Source organism: Kribbella sp. NPDC056345 (genome assembly GCF_042262745.1).
In the GTDB taxonomy this organism is placed as follows: Bacteria; Actinomycetota; Actinomycetes; order Propionibacteriales; family Kribbellaceae; genus Kribbella.
This window is the reverse complement of the sequence record NZ_JBHJQQ010000001.1, coordinates 498,522-517,526: the sequence shown is the minus strand read 5'-3', so window position 1 is coordinate 517,526 and position 19,005 is coordinate 498,522. Positions and strand designations below refer to the sequence as shown.

Below are 19,005 nucleotides of genomic sequence, written 5' to 3'. Positions count from 1 at the left end.
GCTCTCCGTGTTCGCGCCGAAGGTCATCGCCGCGGCTGCCTGTATACCCTGCCGGGTGGTCGGGCAGTGCGGTGCGTGCAATGGAAACCGCTGGTACCGGACCAGGGTGTGCTATTCCGGCCCGGGGTGCCAGGTGGAGACGACTACCTGTGTAGCCCGCCCCGAATGCGCCCCGTAGCCGCGGTCAGGGATTCACGATGTGATCTCCGACCAGCGCCAGGGACTGGATGGCCGCTAGACCGTAGAGGGCGGTCGCGTTGGTCGACACCCACTTGGCAACTTCCGTCGGATTGAGGGTGGAGTCGACCGGGTCCGCTTTCCACGGCAGGTTGGGGCCGTAGCCGTCGCCGGTGTAGAACTCCTTCCAGGCCCGGTTCGCGAGATCGTCGCGCTGCAACCGCACCGCGGCGTACGCCGTGAGCCGGGCATGGCCCTGCCGGAGGATCAGGTTGCCGAAGTACGCGCCGCACTCGGCCGTCTGCTCGGCGCGGGTCCCGTTGAAGAGTCGGCAGTACTGCAGCCAGGCGGCCTCGAAGGCCGGCATCTCCACCAGGTCGATCAGCTCGGCGCAGATCTCCACCAGACCGAACATTGCGCTCAGGTGGGACACGCTCACCTTCTTCTCGGCAACGGGAGCGAAGCGGCCGGTGTCCAGGTCGTACAGCCCACCGCCGGTGACGAAACCGTTGGGCATCGCCGCGATGGTCTCCATCGTGCCGAGCAGCTTCGCTTTGGCTGTCGTTGCCTTGGGCCCCTGACGTTCCCACTCGGTCAACCACGCGGCGGCCAGTCCGCTCCAGTCGGTCCCGAGGCCGATGGACAGCGCATGCGGATCCGGTGTGTACGGCTCGGTCCGGATCTTGCGGATCGGGTCCAGGACCAGGAAGGTCCGGTCGGAGTCGACCAGTTCGGACAGCAGATCACCGGTGCGTTCGTCGGCCGTCAGGTAGTAGTAGAACCGCCGATAGATCGCCGTACTGATCCGTTGCTGTTTCGCACTGTCCGCCCAATGCTGTACGCCGTGGCGCGTGCCGAGGCCGGCCCACTTCCCGAGGTGATAGACGTCGACCTCACCGGTGTGCCGAGTCATCGCCTCGGCGAACCGGAAGATGTCGGCGCGACCGGACCGCAGGAACGAGTACCAGAGCCATAGGTCCGGCGAGAGCTCCGAGTTGTCCCACGCATACCCACCGACGTCGTACCGCCAGACCGACCGGTCCTCGTCGAACGAGTGCATGACATCGCCGTAGTCCCAGAACCCGTACCAGTGCCGCGACTCGACCTGGCCACGGTAGTAGTCGAAGAGGAAGTCCAGATGATCCTCGATCACCTTCTTCGCCGGGACCGACCGGTCGACCGGACTGATCAGCCCACCGAAGACCCGAGTCGAGATCAGCTGGTCCACGGGATTGATCAGCTGCGGCGGCGTCCGGAGCTGGTCGGCCATGTCGCCCAGCCGGGCCGCACTCGGTGTCGCGGCCACGGCCCACAACGTGAGCTCCGACGTCCGCGCGATCCCGTACGGCGTCCCGAACCCCGGCTCGTAGTCCTCATAGGTGATGTTGAGGCCCTCGATCTGTTCGGGATAGGTGTCCTGACCCATACCGTCGTGATAGAACCGCGTGTCCATCGGACCCGCCTCGGGCGACCACAGCCAGATGGTGACCTCGGCGTCGTCGGTCGCCGCGTCCCGGATGTCCAGCTGGGTGGGATGCCGCTGCCAGAAGTCGCGCAGCCCGAAGGCCAGTCCGCCGCTGACACCGCCGACGTACCCGAGACCGGATGCGCGACGCCCTTGGTCGACAGGGATCCAGCCGCAACCCTTCGCCGTCCGCTTCTTCACCGCGAAGCCATCGGCGGTGAGCTGGCTCAGCGAGTAGTCGCCCCACTCGGGGATGTACTCCAGCCGCGTGGTGACCCGCTGGTCCCAGGTCGACGGGTCCGGCAGCTTGGTCCCGGCCACCTGCGCGGCGCGGACGGCGGCTCCCGGATCGCGGCGCAGTCCGGTGATCCCTTTCACTGCTTCGGCAACCATGCCGTGGCCCTCGCCGACGAACCGGATGTGCCGGTCGTACGACGGATCGCGCAGCGGCACGCGGAAACGTACGCCCAGCCCGGCGATGTGGTCCTTCTGACCGTCCCGGTCGTAGACGAACGTGTGGACGATCCGGACGTTCTCGGCGCCGGCGGCGAAGTACAACCGGATCGAGAACGGCAGCCAGGTCTTGCCCTTGCGGGACTTGTGCTTGCCCTCGACCCGCACCACAGCGCGGACCGGACCAGCCTGCTCGACGGTGACGCGGGTGACGTCGCTCTCGTAGCGCTCCCGGACGCTGCCGCCCTCCTCGTCCTCAGGAATCCTTTCCTGCTTGAGGTTGATCAGCTTGCCCTGTTTGGCGATCAGTACGTCGCCACGCCAGATCTGGCTGATCACCTCGGACCCGTGCTTGCGGATCCGGGCCCTGATCACGCCGGTATCGACATCGACGTACAGGCGCTCGTCCTTGACCGTGACCGGGTGCGCCGGGGTGGCCGGCGTACCCGGACCAAGGGTGTACGAGTCAGCAGGCGCGTCCACCGCGATGGCGTGTGCACTCCACTTGAGTGAGCCGTCGGGCCAATAAGCGAGCGGTCGGCTCTGCATCGGTACGGCGCTCCCGTCGGGAGCCGTCAGTGCAAACGACTGGCCAGCCGGTACGGCGCCCTTCGGCCACGGCGTGCCCCAGTTGGTCACTGCAGCCGTGGCTGGCCGCCCCTCGAGCCAGGTGAGTTTCACCTCCGAGGGCGCGGCCGCCGCCGCGGTTGAGGTATCCAGCACGGACACCACGGGGACGGCGGCCATACCTGCTAGGACTGTGCGTCGGGAGATCTCCATACCGGTCCACCTCGGTCATGTCGGTGTTCGGGGATCAGGGTCAAGTTCTGAATCGCGGCGAGCGCGTACTGCGATGCGTCGTTGGTACTGACGAAAGGCGCCTCGTCGACCGGCATCAGCCCGCCGGTCACCGGTGTGGTCCGCCACTCCGCCTCACGCTGCAAGGCGTTGCGGTTGAGTTGGTCGCCTTCGTCGACGAAGAACGTGCGCCAGGCCAGGCGGGCCAGCTCCACATCACCGGTGCGTGCCGCGGCGTACGCGGCGAGCCTGCTGTGCGCCTGGACGAGCGAGATGCCTTGTAAGGCCTCACCGACTTCGGCAGCCTGCTGCTCCGGCGGCAACAGATAGAGCCGGCAGTAGTCGAGCCAAGCCTTCTCGAACCCCGGTACGTCGAGGTCCAGGTCGATGAGTTCCGCGCAGATCTCGGGGAGTCCGAAGACGGCGGACAGGTGGGAGACCGAGATGCTCCGTCGACTGGTGTCGAAGCGCCCGGTCGACAGATCGAGCGCCGCGTTCCCAGTCAGGAATCCGTAGCGCAGCACGGCGATATCGGCCATGGTGCCGAGAAGCCGCGAGCGAGCGCGCTCGTCGCCGTACCGTTCCCAGCGAGTGAGCCAGCTGGCCGCGAGGGCGCCCCAGTCCACGCCGAGCCCGACCGACAGCGCGTGCGGGTCGGGGGTGTAGACGTCGGTACGCACCTTGCGGAGCGGATCCACCGCTAGGAAGGTCTCCTCGGCCGTGGCCAGCTCGTCCAGCAGGTCGCCGGTCCGCTCGTCGGCGGTGAGGTAGTAGTAGAACCGCCGGTAGATCGCGCTGGAGATGCGGAGCTGCTTGCAGCTGCAGCCCCAGTGCTGCACGTTGTGCCGTGATCCGAGACCCTTCCAGCGGCCGAGGTGATGGACGTCGACCTCGCCGGTGTGCCGAGTCATCGCCTCCGCGAACCGGAACACGTCGGCCCGGCCGGTGCGCAGGTACTGGTACCAGAGCCACAGATCCGGCGAGAGCTCCGAGTTGTCCCAGGCATACCCACCGACGTCGTACCGCCACGTGTGCCGGTCGCGGTCGTAGGTGTGCATGACATCGCCGTAGTCCCAGAAGCCGTACCACCGGCGCTGCTCGCGCTGGCCGACGTAGTACTGGAAGAGAAAGTTCAACCGGGCTTCGAGGTCCTGATGGTCGGCTGTCGGGAGACTCCAGGTGCCGAAGACACCGGCCTCCAGCATCCGGCTGGGGGAGACCGTCAGCAGGCCGGGGGAGTCGAGCAGTGCAGTGTGTTGTGCGAGCTCGTCGGTAGTCGGGGTGCTGTCGTGGACCCGCAGCGTCAGCTCGTGGGTGCGGGCGACGCCGTGTGCGTTACCGAAGCCTGGTTCGTAGTCCTCGTAGGTGATCTCGAGTCCTTCGAGCTGCTCGGCATGACTGTCCTGGTCCATCCCGTCGTGCCAGAAGCGGACGTCCATGGCCGGCGCGCTCGGCGACCACATCCAGACCGTCGCGGTGGCGAGGTCGGTGGCCGCGTTGCGGATGTCGAGTCTGGTCGGATGGAGCTTCCAGAAGTCGCGCAGCCCGAACCCCAGTCCGCCGCTGGCACCGCCGACGTACCCGTATCCCGGCGCCCTGGTCCCCGCCGGCACGGTCACCCAGGCGTGCTCGGAGCCGGTGCGTTTGCGCAGGGTGAAGCCGTCGGCGCTGCTCTGGTCGAGGGTGTAGTCGTTCCACTGGGGGATGAGGTGGAGGCGGCCGAAGACCTCCGGGTTTGTGATCTCTTCGATCGGCCGGCCGGCGACCTGTTCCTGGCGCGCCTGCTCGCCGGGATCGCGGCGCAGCCCGGTGAGCCCGCGGACGGCCTCGGCGAGGAATCCGCTCGGACCGGCGAGGCGCACGTGCCGGTCGTGCGGCTGGTCGCGCATCACTACATCCGTGCTCAGGCCCAGTCCGGCCAGGAAGTCCCGGTCCGGATCGCCGTCCCAGATGAAGCTGTGCACGATCCGTACGTCGGTCGCTCCGGCGTAGAAGTAGAGACGCACCGAGAACGGCAGCCAGTCACCGTGCTTGCCGTCCAGCTTGACCACAGCCCGGACCGGCCCGGACTGCTCGACGGTGATCGTGTCCACGGTCGCCGTCGTCCGGTGCCGGTACCTGCTCCCGTCTTCGTCCGGTGCGTCTTGGCGCAGACTGACGAGCCGGACGTCGCGCGCGATCTCGCGGTCGTCGATGCCGAGCGACGCGATCAGCATCGGAGCGCGCAGCACCCACACGACCGCACCGGACGTGACCCGGATCTCGGCACCCTCCTGCTCCACGCGCACCGGATCTACCGGTACTGCGGGCTCTCCGGTGACCAGGTCGTACGACGACGCCGGGTGCTCGGCCGGTCCGATCGCATGGGCCGACCACTTGATCGACCCGTCCGGCCAGGTCGCGGTCGTCCAGCTCTGCACCGGCGTACCGTCGGCGAGGCCGAACTGCGTGCCGCCGGCAACGGTTCCGCGCGGCCAGGGGACACCCCAGGTGACGCCCTGCCGGGCCGGCGTCTCGAGCCAGTACACGGTGGTCATTCCTTCACCGATCCGATGAGGACGCCCTTCGCGAAGTGCTTCTGCAGGAACGGGTAGAACAGCAGGATCGGCAGTGTTGCAACGACGACCACCGCGAACTTCAGGCCCTGTTCGGGGAACGTCACGGTCTCCAGTTGCTGCAGAACGTTCGCCGAGTCGGCGTTGGTCGCGGTCAGCTGCCGGACGATCATCTGCAGCGTCCACTTCTTGCTGTCGTCGATGTAGAGCAGGGTCGACATGTAGTCGTTCCAGATCCCGACCGCGTAGAACAGCGAGAACGTGGCGATGATCGGCTTCGACAGCGGCAGCACGATCCGCAGGAAAACGTTCAGCTCGTTGCAGCCGTCGATCCGCGCGGCCTCCTCGAGTGCCTCGGGCAGCTCCTGGAAGAAGCTCTTCACCACGATCAGGTAGAACGGGTTGATCGCCAGCGGCAGGATCAGCGCCCAGTAGCTGTTCAGCAGACCCAGATCACGCACCACCAGATAGGTCGGGATCATGCCGCCGCTGAACACGAGGGTGAAGATCACCAGGTTCAGCACCAGCGCGCGTCCGGGCAGCGCCCGCTTGGCCAGGGGATAGGCCATCGTCAGCGTTAGCGCCAGTTGGACGATGGTGCCGACCGCCGTCACACAGATCGTGGTCAGCAGCGCACGGACGAACGTGTCGGTGGAGAAGATGTACTGGTAGGTGTCGGTGACGAACTTCTCCGGCCACAGGAAGAACGGCCGCGAGCTGATCTCGGACTCGGTCGCGAACGACCCCGCGAGCACGTAGACCAGCGGTAGCACGGTGATGAGGCCGAGACCTACCAGCAGCACGACATTCAGTACGTCGAACGTCCGGCTGCCGAGCGAGTCGTAGTACCGGACTGATTTCTTGTTCAGCATCTGTCGGTCCCCTCAGAACAATCCGCGCTGACCGAGACGCTTCGCCAGGAGGTTCGAGCCGAAGATCAGCACGACACCGACCACGCCCTTGAACAGGCCGACCGCGGTCGCGTAGCTGAACGCACCCTGGGTGATACCGATCGAGTAGACGAAGGTGTCGAACACGTCGGCGACGTCCCGGTTGAGTGAGGTGGTCATCAGCCAGATCTGCTCGAAACCCGAGTCCAGCAGGTTGCCCGACGTCAGGATCGCCATGATGACGACCGTCGGCGCGATCGACGGCAGGGTGATGTGCCAGAACTGCCGCCACCGCCCGGCCCCGTCGACCCGGGCGGCCTCGTACAACTGGGAGTCCACCCCGGCCAGTGCGGCGAGATAGATGATCGTGCCCCACCCGGTCTGCTTCCACAGCAGCTGCGCCACGATCAACGGCCGGAACCAGTCGGCCTGCGCCACGTAGTCGGTCTTCTGGCCGCCGACCAGGCCGTGGATCCAGTTCGCGATCACGCCGAAGTCCACCGAGAACAACAGATAGGTGAGCGAGGCAACGATCGTCCAGGACAGGAAGTGCGGGATGTAGATCAGCGACTGGACCGACCGCTTCACCACGTTGACGCGCAACTCGTTCAGCAGCAGCGCGACCACGATCGGCGCCGGGAAGACGAACACGATCGTCAGCAGCGCCAGCAGCATCGTGTTGCCCATCAACCGGCCGAAGTCCGGCCCGGTGAACAGCTCCTCGAAGTGCTTCAGCCCGACCCACTCGCTGCCGGAGTAGCCGAGGAACGGCACGTAGTCCTTGAACGCGATGGTGAGGCCGTACATCGGCAGGTACTTGAAGACCAGGAAGTACAACAGACCGGGAAGGAGCAGCAGGTACAGCCAGCGGTAGCGAAGCAGGTCCTGCCACAACGGCCTGGCACGGCGCCTGCGCTTCGGGGCCGGCGCCCGCCGCGAAACCTCCGCGGCGGGCCGGGCCACTTCGGGCACCAGATCGGTGGCCACAGGTCAGCCGCCGACCTTGGCAGCCAGGTCGTTGACCTCCTGGGCGATCTGCGTGCCGCCGCCGTCGTACCAGCGCTTGATCTGCGCCTTCAGCTGGTCCTCGGTGATCGCACCGGACAGGTACTTGATCCGGGCGTCCGGGATGATCGTGTCGAGGGTCTGCCCCTTCGCGATCGAGGTCGGGGCGACCACGCCGAGGGCCGGGTTGAACACCGCGGTCTTGAGGTCCTCGTTCATCAGCACGTCGAACTTGTCCCGCATCGCCCGGCTGGCCTCGTCGGCCGGCTTCAGCCGGTAGGCGCCCATCCCGACGCTGGCCCGGGTACCGAGCTGGATGAAGGCCTTGTCGACGTCGTTCTGGATCACCTTGACCTTCGGGTCGTCCTGATTGATCGGTACGGCGAACTCACCGTCGACCTTGAAGTTGCGGCCCTCGATGCCGTTGGTGAGCAGGATCGAGCCCTCCTTGGAGGCGAGCTTGTCCAGGGCCTGCAGCACGCTGTCGAGCTGCTCCTCGGTCCGCACCCGCTGCTTGGAGACCGCCATCACCGAGTGGTAACCGGTGAACGGGTAGGAGAACTTCTTGCCGTCCGAGCGTTCCAGGTTGCCGACCAGGGTGACCTTGTCGAAGTCCTTCGGGTTCTTCTCCTTGAACAGGTCGAGCAACTGGGTGGCGCGGACGTTGACGTCGATGATCATGCCGCCCTTGCCCTGCACGAACGGGTTGTTCCAGCTGCCGCTGTCCAGGGTGGCGAAGTCAGGGTTGACCAGGCCTTCCTGGACCCAGCCGCGCAGCCACTGGTTCGCGGTCAGGAACTCCGGGGTGTCGAAGCCGGGGACGAGTTTGCCGTCGCGCTCACCCCACCCGTTGGGAGCACCGAACCAGGTCTCGATCACGTCGTAAGGGCTGGCGCTGCTGTAGCCGCCTGGCCACTTCGGGATGATCAGGCCGTAGGTGTCCTTCTTGCCGTTGCCGTCCGGGTCCTGCTCGGTGAACGCCTTCGCGACCGCCCGCAGCTCGTCGACCGTGCGCGGTTCCTTCAGCCCGACCTTGGCCAGCCAGTCCTTGCGGATCACGATGCCGGAGCGGAGCAACGGCCGGACCCGGTAGATCCCGTAGGTCTTGCCGTTCGTCATCGAGTTCTTGGCGGTCTGCTCGTTGGCCGGTTTCAGGTTCGGGTACTTGTCGAGCTTGCCGGTCAGGTCCCAGAACGCGCCGGCCTCGGCGGCCTTCACGAAGGACGGGCCCTTCTCGTTCACCACCATCACATCGGGCAGCTTGTCCGAGGCCAGCGTGACGTTCGCCTTGTCGCCGTACTCGGCGTTCGGCACCCAGGTGACCTTGAGTTTCTTGCCGATCAGTTTTTCGACCGCCTGGTGCATTTCGCCGGCCGGATCGGGTGCGGTGCCGAACAGCTGCGCCATCACGGTGAGCTCGTCGGTGGCCTGGCCCTTGTCGTCGCTGCCACCGGAACAGCCGGCGACGGCGAGCAGTGCCAATGAGGCGGCCAGGGCGACGGGGCGCCGGGAGAAGATGGTCATGAGGTCCCTTTCAGATGCAGGCGCGCCTCGTTCTCGGCGAAGAAGCGCAGGCAGAGCCATGTGTTCAGCTGGATCCAGGCACCGCCGGCCAGCAGGATTCCGAGCACCGGGAACTTCGCCGAGACGTAGCCGATGCAGATCGCGACGAAGAGCAGGACCGCCGACGACGCGGGGCGGGCCAGGGCGATCAACGATGCCTTGGGCAACAACTCGCGGGTCCGAAGGTCGAAGTGCACCGCCATCGGCAGCAGGTAGGCGCTGATGACGCCGAGCACGGCCAGCGCGCCCAGACTGGCGAGGCGGGGGAGTGATGCCTGCGCTCCGAGCGAAGCGAAGTACAGGTAGTTGCCCACCAGCAGCACCGCGGTCACGACCGCCGGCAGCCCCAGCAGGGTGCCGCGACGGAACTCGCGCCGAAACGCCGTCTGGAATGCGGGGAAGATATGAAACGATTCACCGAAAGACCTGCGTCGAGCCAGGGAATAGGCCGCGAGAGTAGCCGGACCGATACCCAGTGCCACACCGCCGAGCAGGGTGAAACCGAGCCACAGGCAGTTCAGCCGAACTGCCCAGATCACCTCGTCTGCAACGTCATACAGCTTGATCGACCAACCGGTGCCGCTCATCGTCACTCCTTGGCCGATACGTTCTGCAGGCGAAAAGTGATGTGACCGTATGGTTGAATCGTCTCAATGTCAAGAGTTGGGAAAGCGCTTGTCGGCGACCGGTCGAGGCGTGTCCGCAGGCGTACTCAGGCGCGGGAAACGCGCAGGTTCGCGTACTCGCCGATGAGCGGCGCCATCTGCCGCAGGCCGAGTTTGCCGCCGGTCAGCGGATGCTCGTCGTACCACTCGAAGGTGACGAGGTCGTTGATCGCGAACGCGATCAAGCCGCCCCGCACCGACAGTCGCAGCCGGTACGGGCCGTGCGCGTCGGGGACCGACGGCAACGGATCAGGCCCCTGCGCGACCAGGTGAAAACCGTGGCTCTTGCGCAGGTTGCAGGTGTGGAATGCGCGCTCCCCGGGCCAGCGGCGCCGGAAGTACGAGACGTGGTACGTGTCGAGGTCGCCGTGGTGGTACTGCTCGTACGGTCCCGTCCGTGGCGCCAGGTCGAACAGATCCTCGCCGTTCCGGCCCGCCGCGTGGAAGAACAGGATGCACAGCCCTGGCTCGCGGATCGGCCAGAAGTCCCACTCCACCACGATGTCGGCCGGGAAGGTCTCGGGGCACCACAGTACGACGTTCGCGTCCTGACCCTCGTCGGCCGATCGAGTGCTCTCGAGTCGCAACCGGCCGAGTGGGAACGAGATGGCGCCATCACCCTCGAGCCGGAAATCGGCGAGGTCCTCGGCCGTGGCGAGCGGGTTCTCGTACAGGATCATCGCTGCACGGTACTGGAGGCGCGGACGATCAGGTCCGGCTGGAAGATCACCTGACGGTGGCGGTGGCTGTCGGCGGCCTCGACCTCCTCCTGGAGCAGCTCCATCGCCGATCGGCCGAGCAGCTCAGCAGGCTGCCGCACCGACGACAGCGGTACGGCGGCCGCGCGGGCGAAGTCGATGTCGTCGTACCCGACGATGGCCATGTCGTCGGGCACCCGCAGGCCGGCGGCGGCCATCGCCTGCAGGAAGCCCAGTGCCAGCAGGTCGTTCGCCAGGAAGGCGGCGGTCGGGCGCGAGGCCGCGGGCAGTGCGGCGAGCTGCTCGCCGATCACCCGGCCTTCGGTCACACCCATGACGTCGACCTCGTGGCACTGCAGCTCCACGGTGCCTGCCTGCTCGACGGTCGCGGTGATACCGGCCATCCGGTCGGCGACCTGCTGCACCCCGAAAGGGCCGCCGATGAAGGCGATCCGGCGATGTCCGGTCTCGATCAGATGCTTGCCGGCCAGCCGCCCGCCGAGCTGGTCGTCGACGCTCACCGAGCAGAGCCCGCTGTCCGCCGTACGGTCGACCAGGACGACCGGCGTACCGCGGGCGACCATCGCCGTCAGCCGGGGATCGTCGCTGTCGAACGGCGTGATCAGGATGCCGAGGACGCGCTGCTGCTCGAGCTGGTCCAGGTGGTGACCTTCGCGGACCCGGTCGGTCTTGCTGTTGCAGAGCATCACCATCGTGTCGTGCGCATAGGCGAGCGACTCCGCGCCTTCGGCGATCGCCGTGAAGAACGGGTTGGCCACGTCGAAGACGATCAGTCCGACCGTCCGGCTGCGGCCGGCGCGGAGGTGCCGGGCGGCCTCGTTGCGGACGAATCCGAGCGCCTGGATGCTGTCCTGCACCCGCTGTCTGGTGGTCGCGGCAACGATCCAGGGACGGTTCAGGACGTTGCTGACGGTCCCGACCGAGACGCCTGCCCGCTGCGCCACTTCCTTGATGCTGGGCGTCGCCATCGTCCTCCGTCCTGGCATCCGGTGCGGTGTGCGCGCAGTTTACAAGGGTGTCTCCGGAAGCCCTGCTGTGCCTGCCGGCCGTGATTGTTCACGTTCACAGGTTTCGTGATCAGGTCTTGTCAGGTTCGTGAACATGCGCTTTCATCATGGTGATCGCGCGATTCCAGAACGTGTTCACGCTCACAGTCGTGATCACCGCGCCGCCCCTTCAACTCCCTCCGGATCGCGCGCCGCCAGCTTTTCCTTCGCCCATCGAGGAAGAGGTACCGCCCCATGTCCCAGCTCAGAACACTGACCCTTGCGGCGGCGCTGGTCGTCGCCTCCCTGAGCCCGTTGCCGGCCGGCGCGCAGCCGTCGGCCCTCCCGGCGGGCTGCTCGGGAACTGCGCCGATCCAGTGCCATTTCGACGTTGCTCCTGGCAACTATGACGTCACGGTCGACCTCGGCAGCCCGACCCGGGCGGCCACCACCGGCATGTCGGTGGAAACCCGCAGACAGGTGCTGCCGGCCGTCTCGACGCGCGCCGGCCAGGTGATCCGCAGTACCGCCACGGTCAACGTCCGGATTCCCGAAGGACAGCCGACCGGCCAAGGCGGAACCGGCACGCCCGGCCTCAGCATCACTTTCGACGGAAGCGCGCCCGCGATCGGCGCGCTGACGGTCAAGCCGGCCGCCGCCCCGTTGGTTGCCTATCTCGCCGGTGACTCGACGGTCTGCGATCAGCCGGGCGCGCCGTACGCCGGGTGGGGACAGTTCCTGCCGACGCGCGTCCGCAACGGTGCCGTCGTCGCGAACTACGGCGACTCCGGCGAGAGCTCCGGCAGCTTCCTCGCCAATGCCGCGCTGTTCCCCAAGATGAAGCCGCTGATCAAGAGCAAGGATCTGGTCTTCATCCAGTTCGGGCACAACGACAAGGACACCACCGCGACGGCGTTCCGGGACAACCTCACGAAGCTGGTCAACGGTGTTCGTGAACGTGGCGGCACGCCGGTGCTGATGACCCCACCGGTACGACGGCTGTTCAGCGGCAACACACTCACTCCGACCGCGTTGCACATCAACGGTCGTGGCGTGGACCTGCCGGCCGTGATCCGGGCCCTCGGTCAGAGCGCGAACGTTCCGGTGATCGACCTGACCGCCAAGAGCAAGGCCTTGGTGGAGTCACTCGGGCCGACGGCCTCGCAGCAGCTGTTCCTCACCCGAGAGAACAACGACAACACCCACTTCTCGGTGTACGGCGCGACGCAGATGGCGGAGCTCGTTGTCCAAGGGATCCGCGAGCGCAACCTCTCGCTGACGACCTTCCTGCGTTCCACCGCTGCGGCGAAGGCTTCGGCGTCTTCCCAGACCGAGACGCTGGATCGTGGTGTGATCAGCGTGCACACGGCGAAGGGCAACCGAGTCAGCTGGCGGCTACTCGCCGATGATCCGGCCGACGTCGCCTACAACGTCTACCGCGACGGCACCAAGGTGAACAGCACGCCGGTCAGTGGCCCGACGACTTTCGTGGACACGGATGGGCAGGCCGGCGCGAAGTACGCCGTACGGGCTGTTGCCGACGGGGTCGAGCAGCAGGCGAAGTTCGCCGTGCAGAACTCGTTGTCGCTGGACAGTGTCAACGGCGTGAACGCGAGCAGCCGGGACGTGCCGCTGCAGATCCCACCCGGTGGTACGACGCCGTCCGGTGAGGCCTACACCTACACCGCCAACGACACGAGCGTCGGTGATCTCGACGGGGACGGGCAGTACGAGCTCATCGTCAAGTGGGATCCGACCAACGCTCACGACAATGCGCACGCCGGATATACCGGCAACGTCTATCTCGATGCGTACAAGCTGAACGGGACCAGGTTGTGGCGGATCGACCTCGGGCGCAATATCCGGGCCGGTGCGCACTACACGCAGTTCCAGGTGTTCGACTACGACGGTGACGGCCGGGCTGAGCTCGCCGTGAAGACCGCCGATGGCACCCGGTCGGGGACCGGCCAGGTCATCGGCAACGGATCAGCCGACCACCGCAACTCCAGCGGGTACATCCTCACCGGACCCGAGTTCCTGTCCGTGTTCCGCGGGACCGATGGCGCCGTACTGGCGACTGCCAACTACCAGCCGCCGCGTGGCACTGTGTCGTCCTGGGGCGACAACTACGGCAACCGCGTCGACCGGTTCCTGGCTGGTACGGCGTACTTGGATGGGTCGCGGCCGAGCATCATCATGGCGCGGGGCTATTACACGCGATCGGTGATCGTGGCGTGGGACTTCCGCAACGGGGCGTTGACGCAGCGCTGGATCTTCGACTCCAACAGCGCCGGCAGCCAGTGGACCGGGAAGGGTAACCACAACCTGTCGATCGCCGATGTCGATGCCGACGGGCGTGACGAGGTGATGTACGGGTCGATGGCGATCGACGACAACGGTCGCGGGTTGTGGCAGAACAACACCCATCACGGGGACGCGTACCACGTGAGCGATTTCATCCCCTCGCGGCCGGGACTTGAGGTGTTCAAGCCGTCGGAGTGGACGAGCGGACCTTCGCACTGGATGGGTGACGCGCGCACCGGCCAGATCATCTGGAGTGCTCCGTCGTGCGGTTGTGACAACGGGCGAGGGGTCGCCGCGGACGTCTGGGCAGGCAACGCCGGTGCGGAAGCCTGGTCGGCATCGGTCAGCGGTCTGCGGAGTGGCACCAACGGCAACCAGGTCGCGGCCCGTAAGCCGGGATCGATCAACTTCGTGGTGTGGTGGGACGGCGACGCGCAGCGTGAGCTGCTCGACGGCACCAACATCGACAAGTACGGAACGAGCAGCGACACCCGCCTGCTGACCGGCTCCGGGGTTGTCTCCAACAACGGTACGAAGGCGACGCCTGCACTGTCTGCCGACATTCTTGGTGACTGGCGGGAGGAAGTGATCTGGCGGACGTCGGACAACCGGGCGCTGCGGATCTACTCGACGACGGACAGTACGTCGATCACGCGGCCGTCGCTGATGCAGGACCGGCAGTACCGGGTGGCCGTGGCTTGGCAGAACACCGGCTACAACCAGCCGCCGCACCCGAGCTTCGCGATCAGCAACGCGCCCGTTGTCGCCGACGCCCCGACGCTGGCCGGGAACGGACTGCCGAACGACTCGAACATCCAGTACTACGGTCGCTGGAACCGCTCGAATGCGTCGTGGTACTGGATGGGCTGGGCCGGCGGTTATGTCGAAACCGCCTTCACCGGAAGCTCCATCGGGGTCCGCCAGCGCAACGCGATCGACCTGTACTACTCGGTCGACGGGAAGCCGCTGCAGTGGCGCCGCAATGTCTCCGGCAACGTCACTCTCGCCACCGGGCTGTCGAGCGGCACCCACAAGATCCGGATCGGTTATCGGGAGCGGGCGGGTTCGTACACCGGTGACCCGGTCTTCGGCGGTTTCCTCCTCGCGAGCGGCGGAGGGACGACGGCGATCAGCCGGCCGGCGAAGCTTGTCGAGTTCATCGGTGACTCGATCACGGTCGGTCAGCCGAACGGCAACCGGCCTTTCACCTCCTACCCGTGGCTGACCGGTGAAGCGCTGAAGTCCAGTCACACCCAGGTCGCGCAAGGCGGCGCCTGTCTGGTCGCCCAGGACTGCTACGGAATGGTCGACTGGTTCCGCCGGTCCTCCAACACGGCGACCACCGACGACTGGAACTTCTCGACGTACCAAGCAGCCGGGGTTGTGATCAACCTGGGGACCAATGATGTCGGCCACGGTGTGTCGGGGCCGACGTTCCAGCAGAACTACGTGGTGATGCTCGAGCGCGTCCGGCGGGCCTATCCGTCCGCGCAGATCTTCGCGATGGGTACCTTCCGCAACCGGTACCTCCCGGAGACCCGCAACGCCGTCGCGGCGCGGACCTCGGCCGGGGACACCAGGGTCCGCTTCGTCGACACCACCGGATGGATCACCACGGCGGACACCCATGACAACGTCCATCCGACCGACGCAGGGCACGTGAAGATCGCGCAGCGCCTGACCGCCGTCCTCGACGACTACATCTAAGGAGTACGCGATGAATCTTCGATCAGTCCTCGTCCGTACTGCGCTGCTGACCAGCGCGACCATCGTGTTCTCGACCGTCACCGCGAGTGCGGCGACACCGGCGGTCGCCAACAGCTGCGCGTCGGCACCCACCACCGCGTCGGCCGCTCCGGCCGCGCAAACTCCCATCACCGTCTGGCTCGCCGGCGACTCCACGATGGCAGCGCCGTCGGGTGGCGCGGTGTGTCCGGCCGGGTGGGGGTCTCAGGTCGCCCCCTACTTCAACTCCAATGTGACGGTGCGGAACAGCGCTGTCGGCGGACGCAGCATCCAGACCTGGCTGTACGAGGGCAACGTCACCGGTACGAAGAACTCGGCCGGTGAGTGTGTCCTCAGTTCGAACACCTATTCCTCGCGCTGGCAGGCGATGCTCAACTCGACGACGGGGATGAAGGCCGGTGACTACCTGCTGATCCAGTTCGGGATCAACGACGGCGATCCCAATTGCCCTCGGCACGTAGGTTCGGCGCGCTACCGCGAGCTGCTCGGCGTGATGGCCGCCGCGGCCAAGGCCCGTGGCGCCAAGCCTGTTTTCCTGACCCCGGTCTCCGCGATCAGGTGCTCGGGCAGTACGGCGGTCGGCACCCGCGGGTTCATCAGCGAGACGAACGCTGCCGCGACTGCCAACCAGGTACCGGTCATCGACCTGCACCGCCTGAGCTACACGCTCTACAACACCCTGAAGTTCTGCCCGAACAACGGCGACTGGGGATCGGGGCCGGTCGGTGCGTTCTTCTGCAACGACCACACCCATTTCGAAGCCGCCGGTGCTCGGCAGATCGCGGGGGTGGTCACCAAGGCGGTGCGTGACCAGCAGATCCCGTTGTCGGCGTACCTGAAGTAGGACGGCTCATCGCACGACGCCGTCGATCTGGATCGTCTGTACGGCGCCCGCGGCGAAGGGCACCTGAACCATCTCCCCGCTGACCGTCAGGTCCTGGCGACGCGTATACCGGTCGCCAGCACCTGACGTCAGTGTGGACCAGCGAGTGGCTGTGCCGTTCGGCACCGTGCCGAACGGCGACAGGTCGAACGTGAGGTTCTGCGCGGCTCCGTTGTTCGCGGCAACGATCACCAGGCGTCGCGCTGCTGCGTCATGGGCCGCAATGGCGTAATCGACACCGGTGTTGATGATCCGCATGCCCGGGCGAATGTGCCGGGTGAACTGGGCGACGACGTACAGCTTGGTCTCGACAGCGCCCGCCTGGCCCGAGTTGCCGTCGTACCGGAGCAGGCCCCAGCCGGCGGTCGGGTCCATCACCTGCCAGTAGCACCACGCTGTTGGCTTGAGCCACCGGAAGTCCATCAGCAGACAGCGTGCGGTCATCATGCCGCTGCCGTCGGAGTCGCCGTGCTCGGAGTTCCAGAGAATCTTGCCCGAGGCCCGTACCTCGTTGCCCAGCAGGTCACGACGGCCGCTCAGCCCTTGGTACCCATGCACGTTGACCTGCCGGACGCGGTCCTTGGTGGCCGAGTCGAAGCTGCTCCACGTCGTACGGGCGAGGTCGTAGTTCGTCTCGTCGGAAGCCGAGATCGCCACACTGCTCAGGCCGACCCGGTCGAGCTCGGTGCGCAGGTTGCTGATGACGCTGCGCTGGGTGGTGGCGTCGATATGGCAGCCTTCCTGGCCGCAGTCGGCCTTCCACCAGTTGGACGACGGCTCGTTGAACGGGTCAACGGTCCGGAAGTTCACGCCCCACTGGTCGCGGGCACGGCGGGCGGTTGCTGCCAGGTGCAGCGCGTGCTGGCGGTGGTTCCAGGACTGGAGGTTGTTGCCGCCGTCCGCGGCGCCGGACGGGTTGTGGTTCGAGCACATCCACCACATCGGCGAGTTGGCGAACAGCTCGCTGATCGCACCGCGCTGAGTTGCCTTGGTCAGCATCGCGCGCTGTTTGGCGTCGGCGTTCCAGTTCCAGGCTGCGGATGCCGGGTCCTCGTTGCCCCAGTCCTGCCAGAAGCCCTCGATCTGCTTGAACCTCGGGATGTTGGGTGAGGCAACCATCCGCTCGCTGCCGACTGCGTTCCAGCTGCAGGCACCGAGGTTGTAGCGGGCGATGTTCATCCCAAGGCCCGGCAGGGAGGCGCCGTTGTAGGTCACCGTCTTGGTGCTGAAGAACAGGTCGGCGAAGTCGTCCCGGTCGCCGAACACGTTGGCCCACCAGGCCAGCGACGTCCCCCACCCCTCCCAGGCCCCCTGATCGGCGGCAGGATCGACACGCACGGTCGCGTCGGCGCGCGCCGTAGCGGTGCTGAGCAGTGTGCTCGCGGCGGTGACGCCGGCCGCGGCGAGCAGCGTACGGCGATGGATGTTCAGAGGTGAGTCCATGGGGCGGTCTCCTGGTTGGGGGGCGGTGGTCAGGGTTGGTAGATGACGCCGAGTTTGTCGACTCCGTCGCCTGCTCGGCCGGTGAATCCGGTGATCTGCCAGCCGGTGGGGGCGGTGTAGGTGACAGTGTTCGCGGTTGGGGTGCCGGCGGACAACGTGCGGCCGGTGCTGGTGGTGATGGCGGCTGAGAAGAGTCTGGTCCGCTGGTTGTACTTGCCTTGGGTCAAGGTGATCCGGACGATGCGTTCGTTCGGGGCGAGGGTTAGTTCGGTCTCGGTTCCGCCAGTGCCGCCGTGGGTCAGGACGGTGCCGTTGGACAGTGTCAGGCCGACCCGGTCGAGGCGTGCCGCACCGCTCAGGCGGACGGATCGTACGCCGGTGCTGCCGGCGATCCGGTCGACATCGGTGAACGGCGTTCCGTGCGGGCCGCCGTACTGGTCGCTCATCCGGAGCTGGTCGTTGAGGGACCAGGTGAAGCGGACCAGGTGCGGGTAGTGGTCCGACAAGGGCTTGCCGGCGCTGTCGAGGAACTTCTGATTCTCGTTGTTGTACTGGGTTGCGGTGAGGTTGATGAACCGGTTGCCGCGGTAGAGGACCTTGTCGACCACCTCGCAGGAGTTGGTCACCGCGTTGGGATCGCACACCAGCGCGGGGCTGCCGAGGGGCGGAGCCTGGCCGCCGCGGATCAGCTGGACCCAGGCGTCGGTCAGGCCGGCACCGGTGACGAGCTCGCGGATGTTGTCCTCGGTCCTGGTGTAGCGAGTGTTGGTGTCACCCATCACGATCACCGCGTTGCCGGCCGAGTTGGCGGCGATGTACTGGGTGAGCTGGGTGATGTTGGCCCGGCGGGCGGCCAGGTCGGCGGGCTCGACCCCGGCGTTCGGGTGCAGGTTGTAGAGGTCGACGTACACGCCCTCGGCCAGCCGGATCCGGTTGAGGCTGAATCCCTTGGGTGTCAGGCAGTCCGTGCCGTTGCACCTCGACCACTTGGTCCGGTCGAAGTCGTCGAACGGGTACCGGGACAAGGTGTTCAGGCCGTCCCCGAAGGGCACGCCACCGCTGGTCGCCGTCCGGTGGGGATGGTTGTCGCCCGCGTAGAGCGCGGCGTGATAGTTGAAGTCCTCCTGCACGGTGACCACGTCGTACTCGGCCAGCCGGGGACTGATCAGGGGAGTGTTCTTCTCCGGGTCGCCCGACGAGATGCCGTCGGGTAACCCGGCCACGTTGTACGTCAGGACGGAGAACGAGTTCACCACGGCCTGGGCCTCGGGGGCCGTGGTCGTGCCGGCGGTCAGCAGGACGGCCGTCACAACGGCCAGGAGCGATCTGCGCATCAGAGGTTCCCCTGTGCTC

At 66.6% G+C, this 19,005-nt stretch carries 12 protein-coding genes; 2 read left to right on the top strand and 10 right to left on the bottom strand.

Annotated elements, in window-relative coordinates:
• Window positions 1-184: 184 nt before the first annotated feature.
• The 8 genes from ACFCV3_RS02390 to ACFCV3_RS02355 form a co-directional block, all read right to left on the bottom strand.
• Window positions 185-2,875, bottom strand: a complete 2,691-nt coding sequence (locus ACFCV3_RS02390; protein WP_376025360.1) for a Tat pathway signal sequence domain protein — start codon at window positions 2,873-2,875, stop codon at window positions 185-187.
• Complete coding sequence (locus ACFCV3_RS02385; RefSeq protein ID WP_376025358.1) at window positions 2,848-5,430, bottom strand: Tat pathway signal sequence domain protein; 2,583 nt, start codon at window positions 5,428-5,430, stop codon at window positions 2,848-2,850. Before ACFCV3_RS02385 ends, ACFCV3_RS02390 begins: the two co-directional genes overlap by 28 nt.
• Window positions 5,427-6,320, bottom strand: coding sequence for a carbohydrate ABC transporter permease (locus tag ACFCV3_RS02380; RefSeq protein WP_376025356.1), 894 nt, complete (start codon window positions 6,318-6,320; stop codon window positions 5,427-5,429). Before ACFCV3_RS02380 ends, ACFCV3_RS02385 begins: the two co-directional genes overlap by 4 nt.
• 12 nt (window positions 6,321-6,332) lie before the next feature.
• The gene (locus ACFCV3_RS02375) at window positions 6,333-7,325 is read right to left on the bottom strand and encodes an ABC transporter permease (RefSeq protein WP_376025354.1); all 993 of its coding nucleotides are present in this window, start codon (window positions 7,323-7,325) and stop codon (window positions 6,333-6,335) included.
• A gap of 3 nt (window positions 7,326-7,328) precedes the next feature.
• Complete coding sequence (locus tag ACFCV3_RS02370) at window positions 7,329-8,867, bottom strand: extracellular solute-binding protein (protein WP_376025352.1); 1,539 nt, start codon at window positions 8,865-8,867, stop codon at window positions 7,329-7,331.
• Window positions 8,864-9,493, bottom strand: coding sequence for a YesL family protein (locus ACFCV3_RS02365; protein ID WP_376025350.1), 630 nt, complete (start codon window positions 9,491-9,493; stop codon window positions 8,864-8,866). Before ACFCV3_RS02365 ends, ACFCV3_RS02370 begins: the two co-directional genes overlap by 4 nt.
• Window positions 9,494-9,618: 125 nt before the next feature.
• On the bottom strand, window positions 9,619-10,251 hold the full coding sequence (locus ACFCV3_RS02360) for a DUF1961 family protein (protein ID WP_376025348.1): 633 nt from the start codon (window positions 10,249-10,251) through the stop codon (window positions 9,619-9,621).
• Window positions 10,248-11,258, bottom strand: a complete 1,011-nt coding sequence (locus tag ACFCV3_RS02355; protein WP_376025346.1) for a LacI family DNA-binding transcriptional regulator — start codon at window positions 11,256-11,258, stop codon at window positions 10,248-10,250. Before ACFCV3_RS02355 ends, ACFCV3_RS02360 begins: the two co-directional genes overlap by 4 nt.
• Window positions 11,259-11,531: 273 nt before the next feature.
• Between ACFCV3_RS02355 and ACFCV3_RS02350 the strand changes: the two genes are divergently transcribed.
• Both ACFCV3_RS02350 and ACFCV3_RS02345 read left to right on the top strand, forming a co-directional pair.
• Window positions 11,532-15,287 carry a GDSL-type esterase/lipase family protein gene (locus ACFCV3_RS02350; RefSeq protein WP_376025344.1) on the top strand — a complete coding sequence of 1,252 codons (3,756 nt, stop codon included), beginning with the start codon at window positions 11,532-11,534 and terminating at the stop codon, window positions 15,285-15,287.
• 10 nt (window positions 15,288-15,297) lie between these two features.
• Window positions 15,298-16,170 (top strand): SGNH/GDSL hydrolase family protein, encoded by an 873-nt coding sequence (locus tag ACFCV3_RS02345; protein ID WP_376025343.1) that lies wholly within the window; start codon window positions 15,298-15,300, stop codon window positions 16,168-16,170.
• Between the two features lie 6 nt (window positions 16,171-16,176).
• On the opposite strand, the gene ACFCV3_RS02340 is transcribed toward ACFCV3_RS02345, so the two are convergent.
• Window positions 16,177-17,652, bottom strand: a complete 1,476-nt coding sequence (locus ACFCV3_RS02340; protein WP_376025342.1) for a glycoside hydrolase — start codon at window positions 17,650-17,652, stop codon at window positions 16,177-16,179.
• Between the two features lie 29 nt (window positions 17,653-17,681).
• The gene (locus ACFCV3_RS02335) at window positions 17,682-18,986 is read right to left on the bottom strand and encodes a jacalin-like lectin (protein ID WP_376025340.1); all 1,305 of its coding nucleotides are present in this window, start codon (window positions 18,984-18,986) and stop codon (window positions 17,682-17,684) included.
• Between the last annotated feature and the right edge of the window lie 19 nt (window positions 18,987-19,005).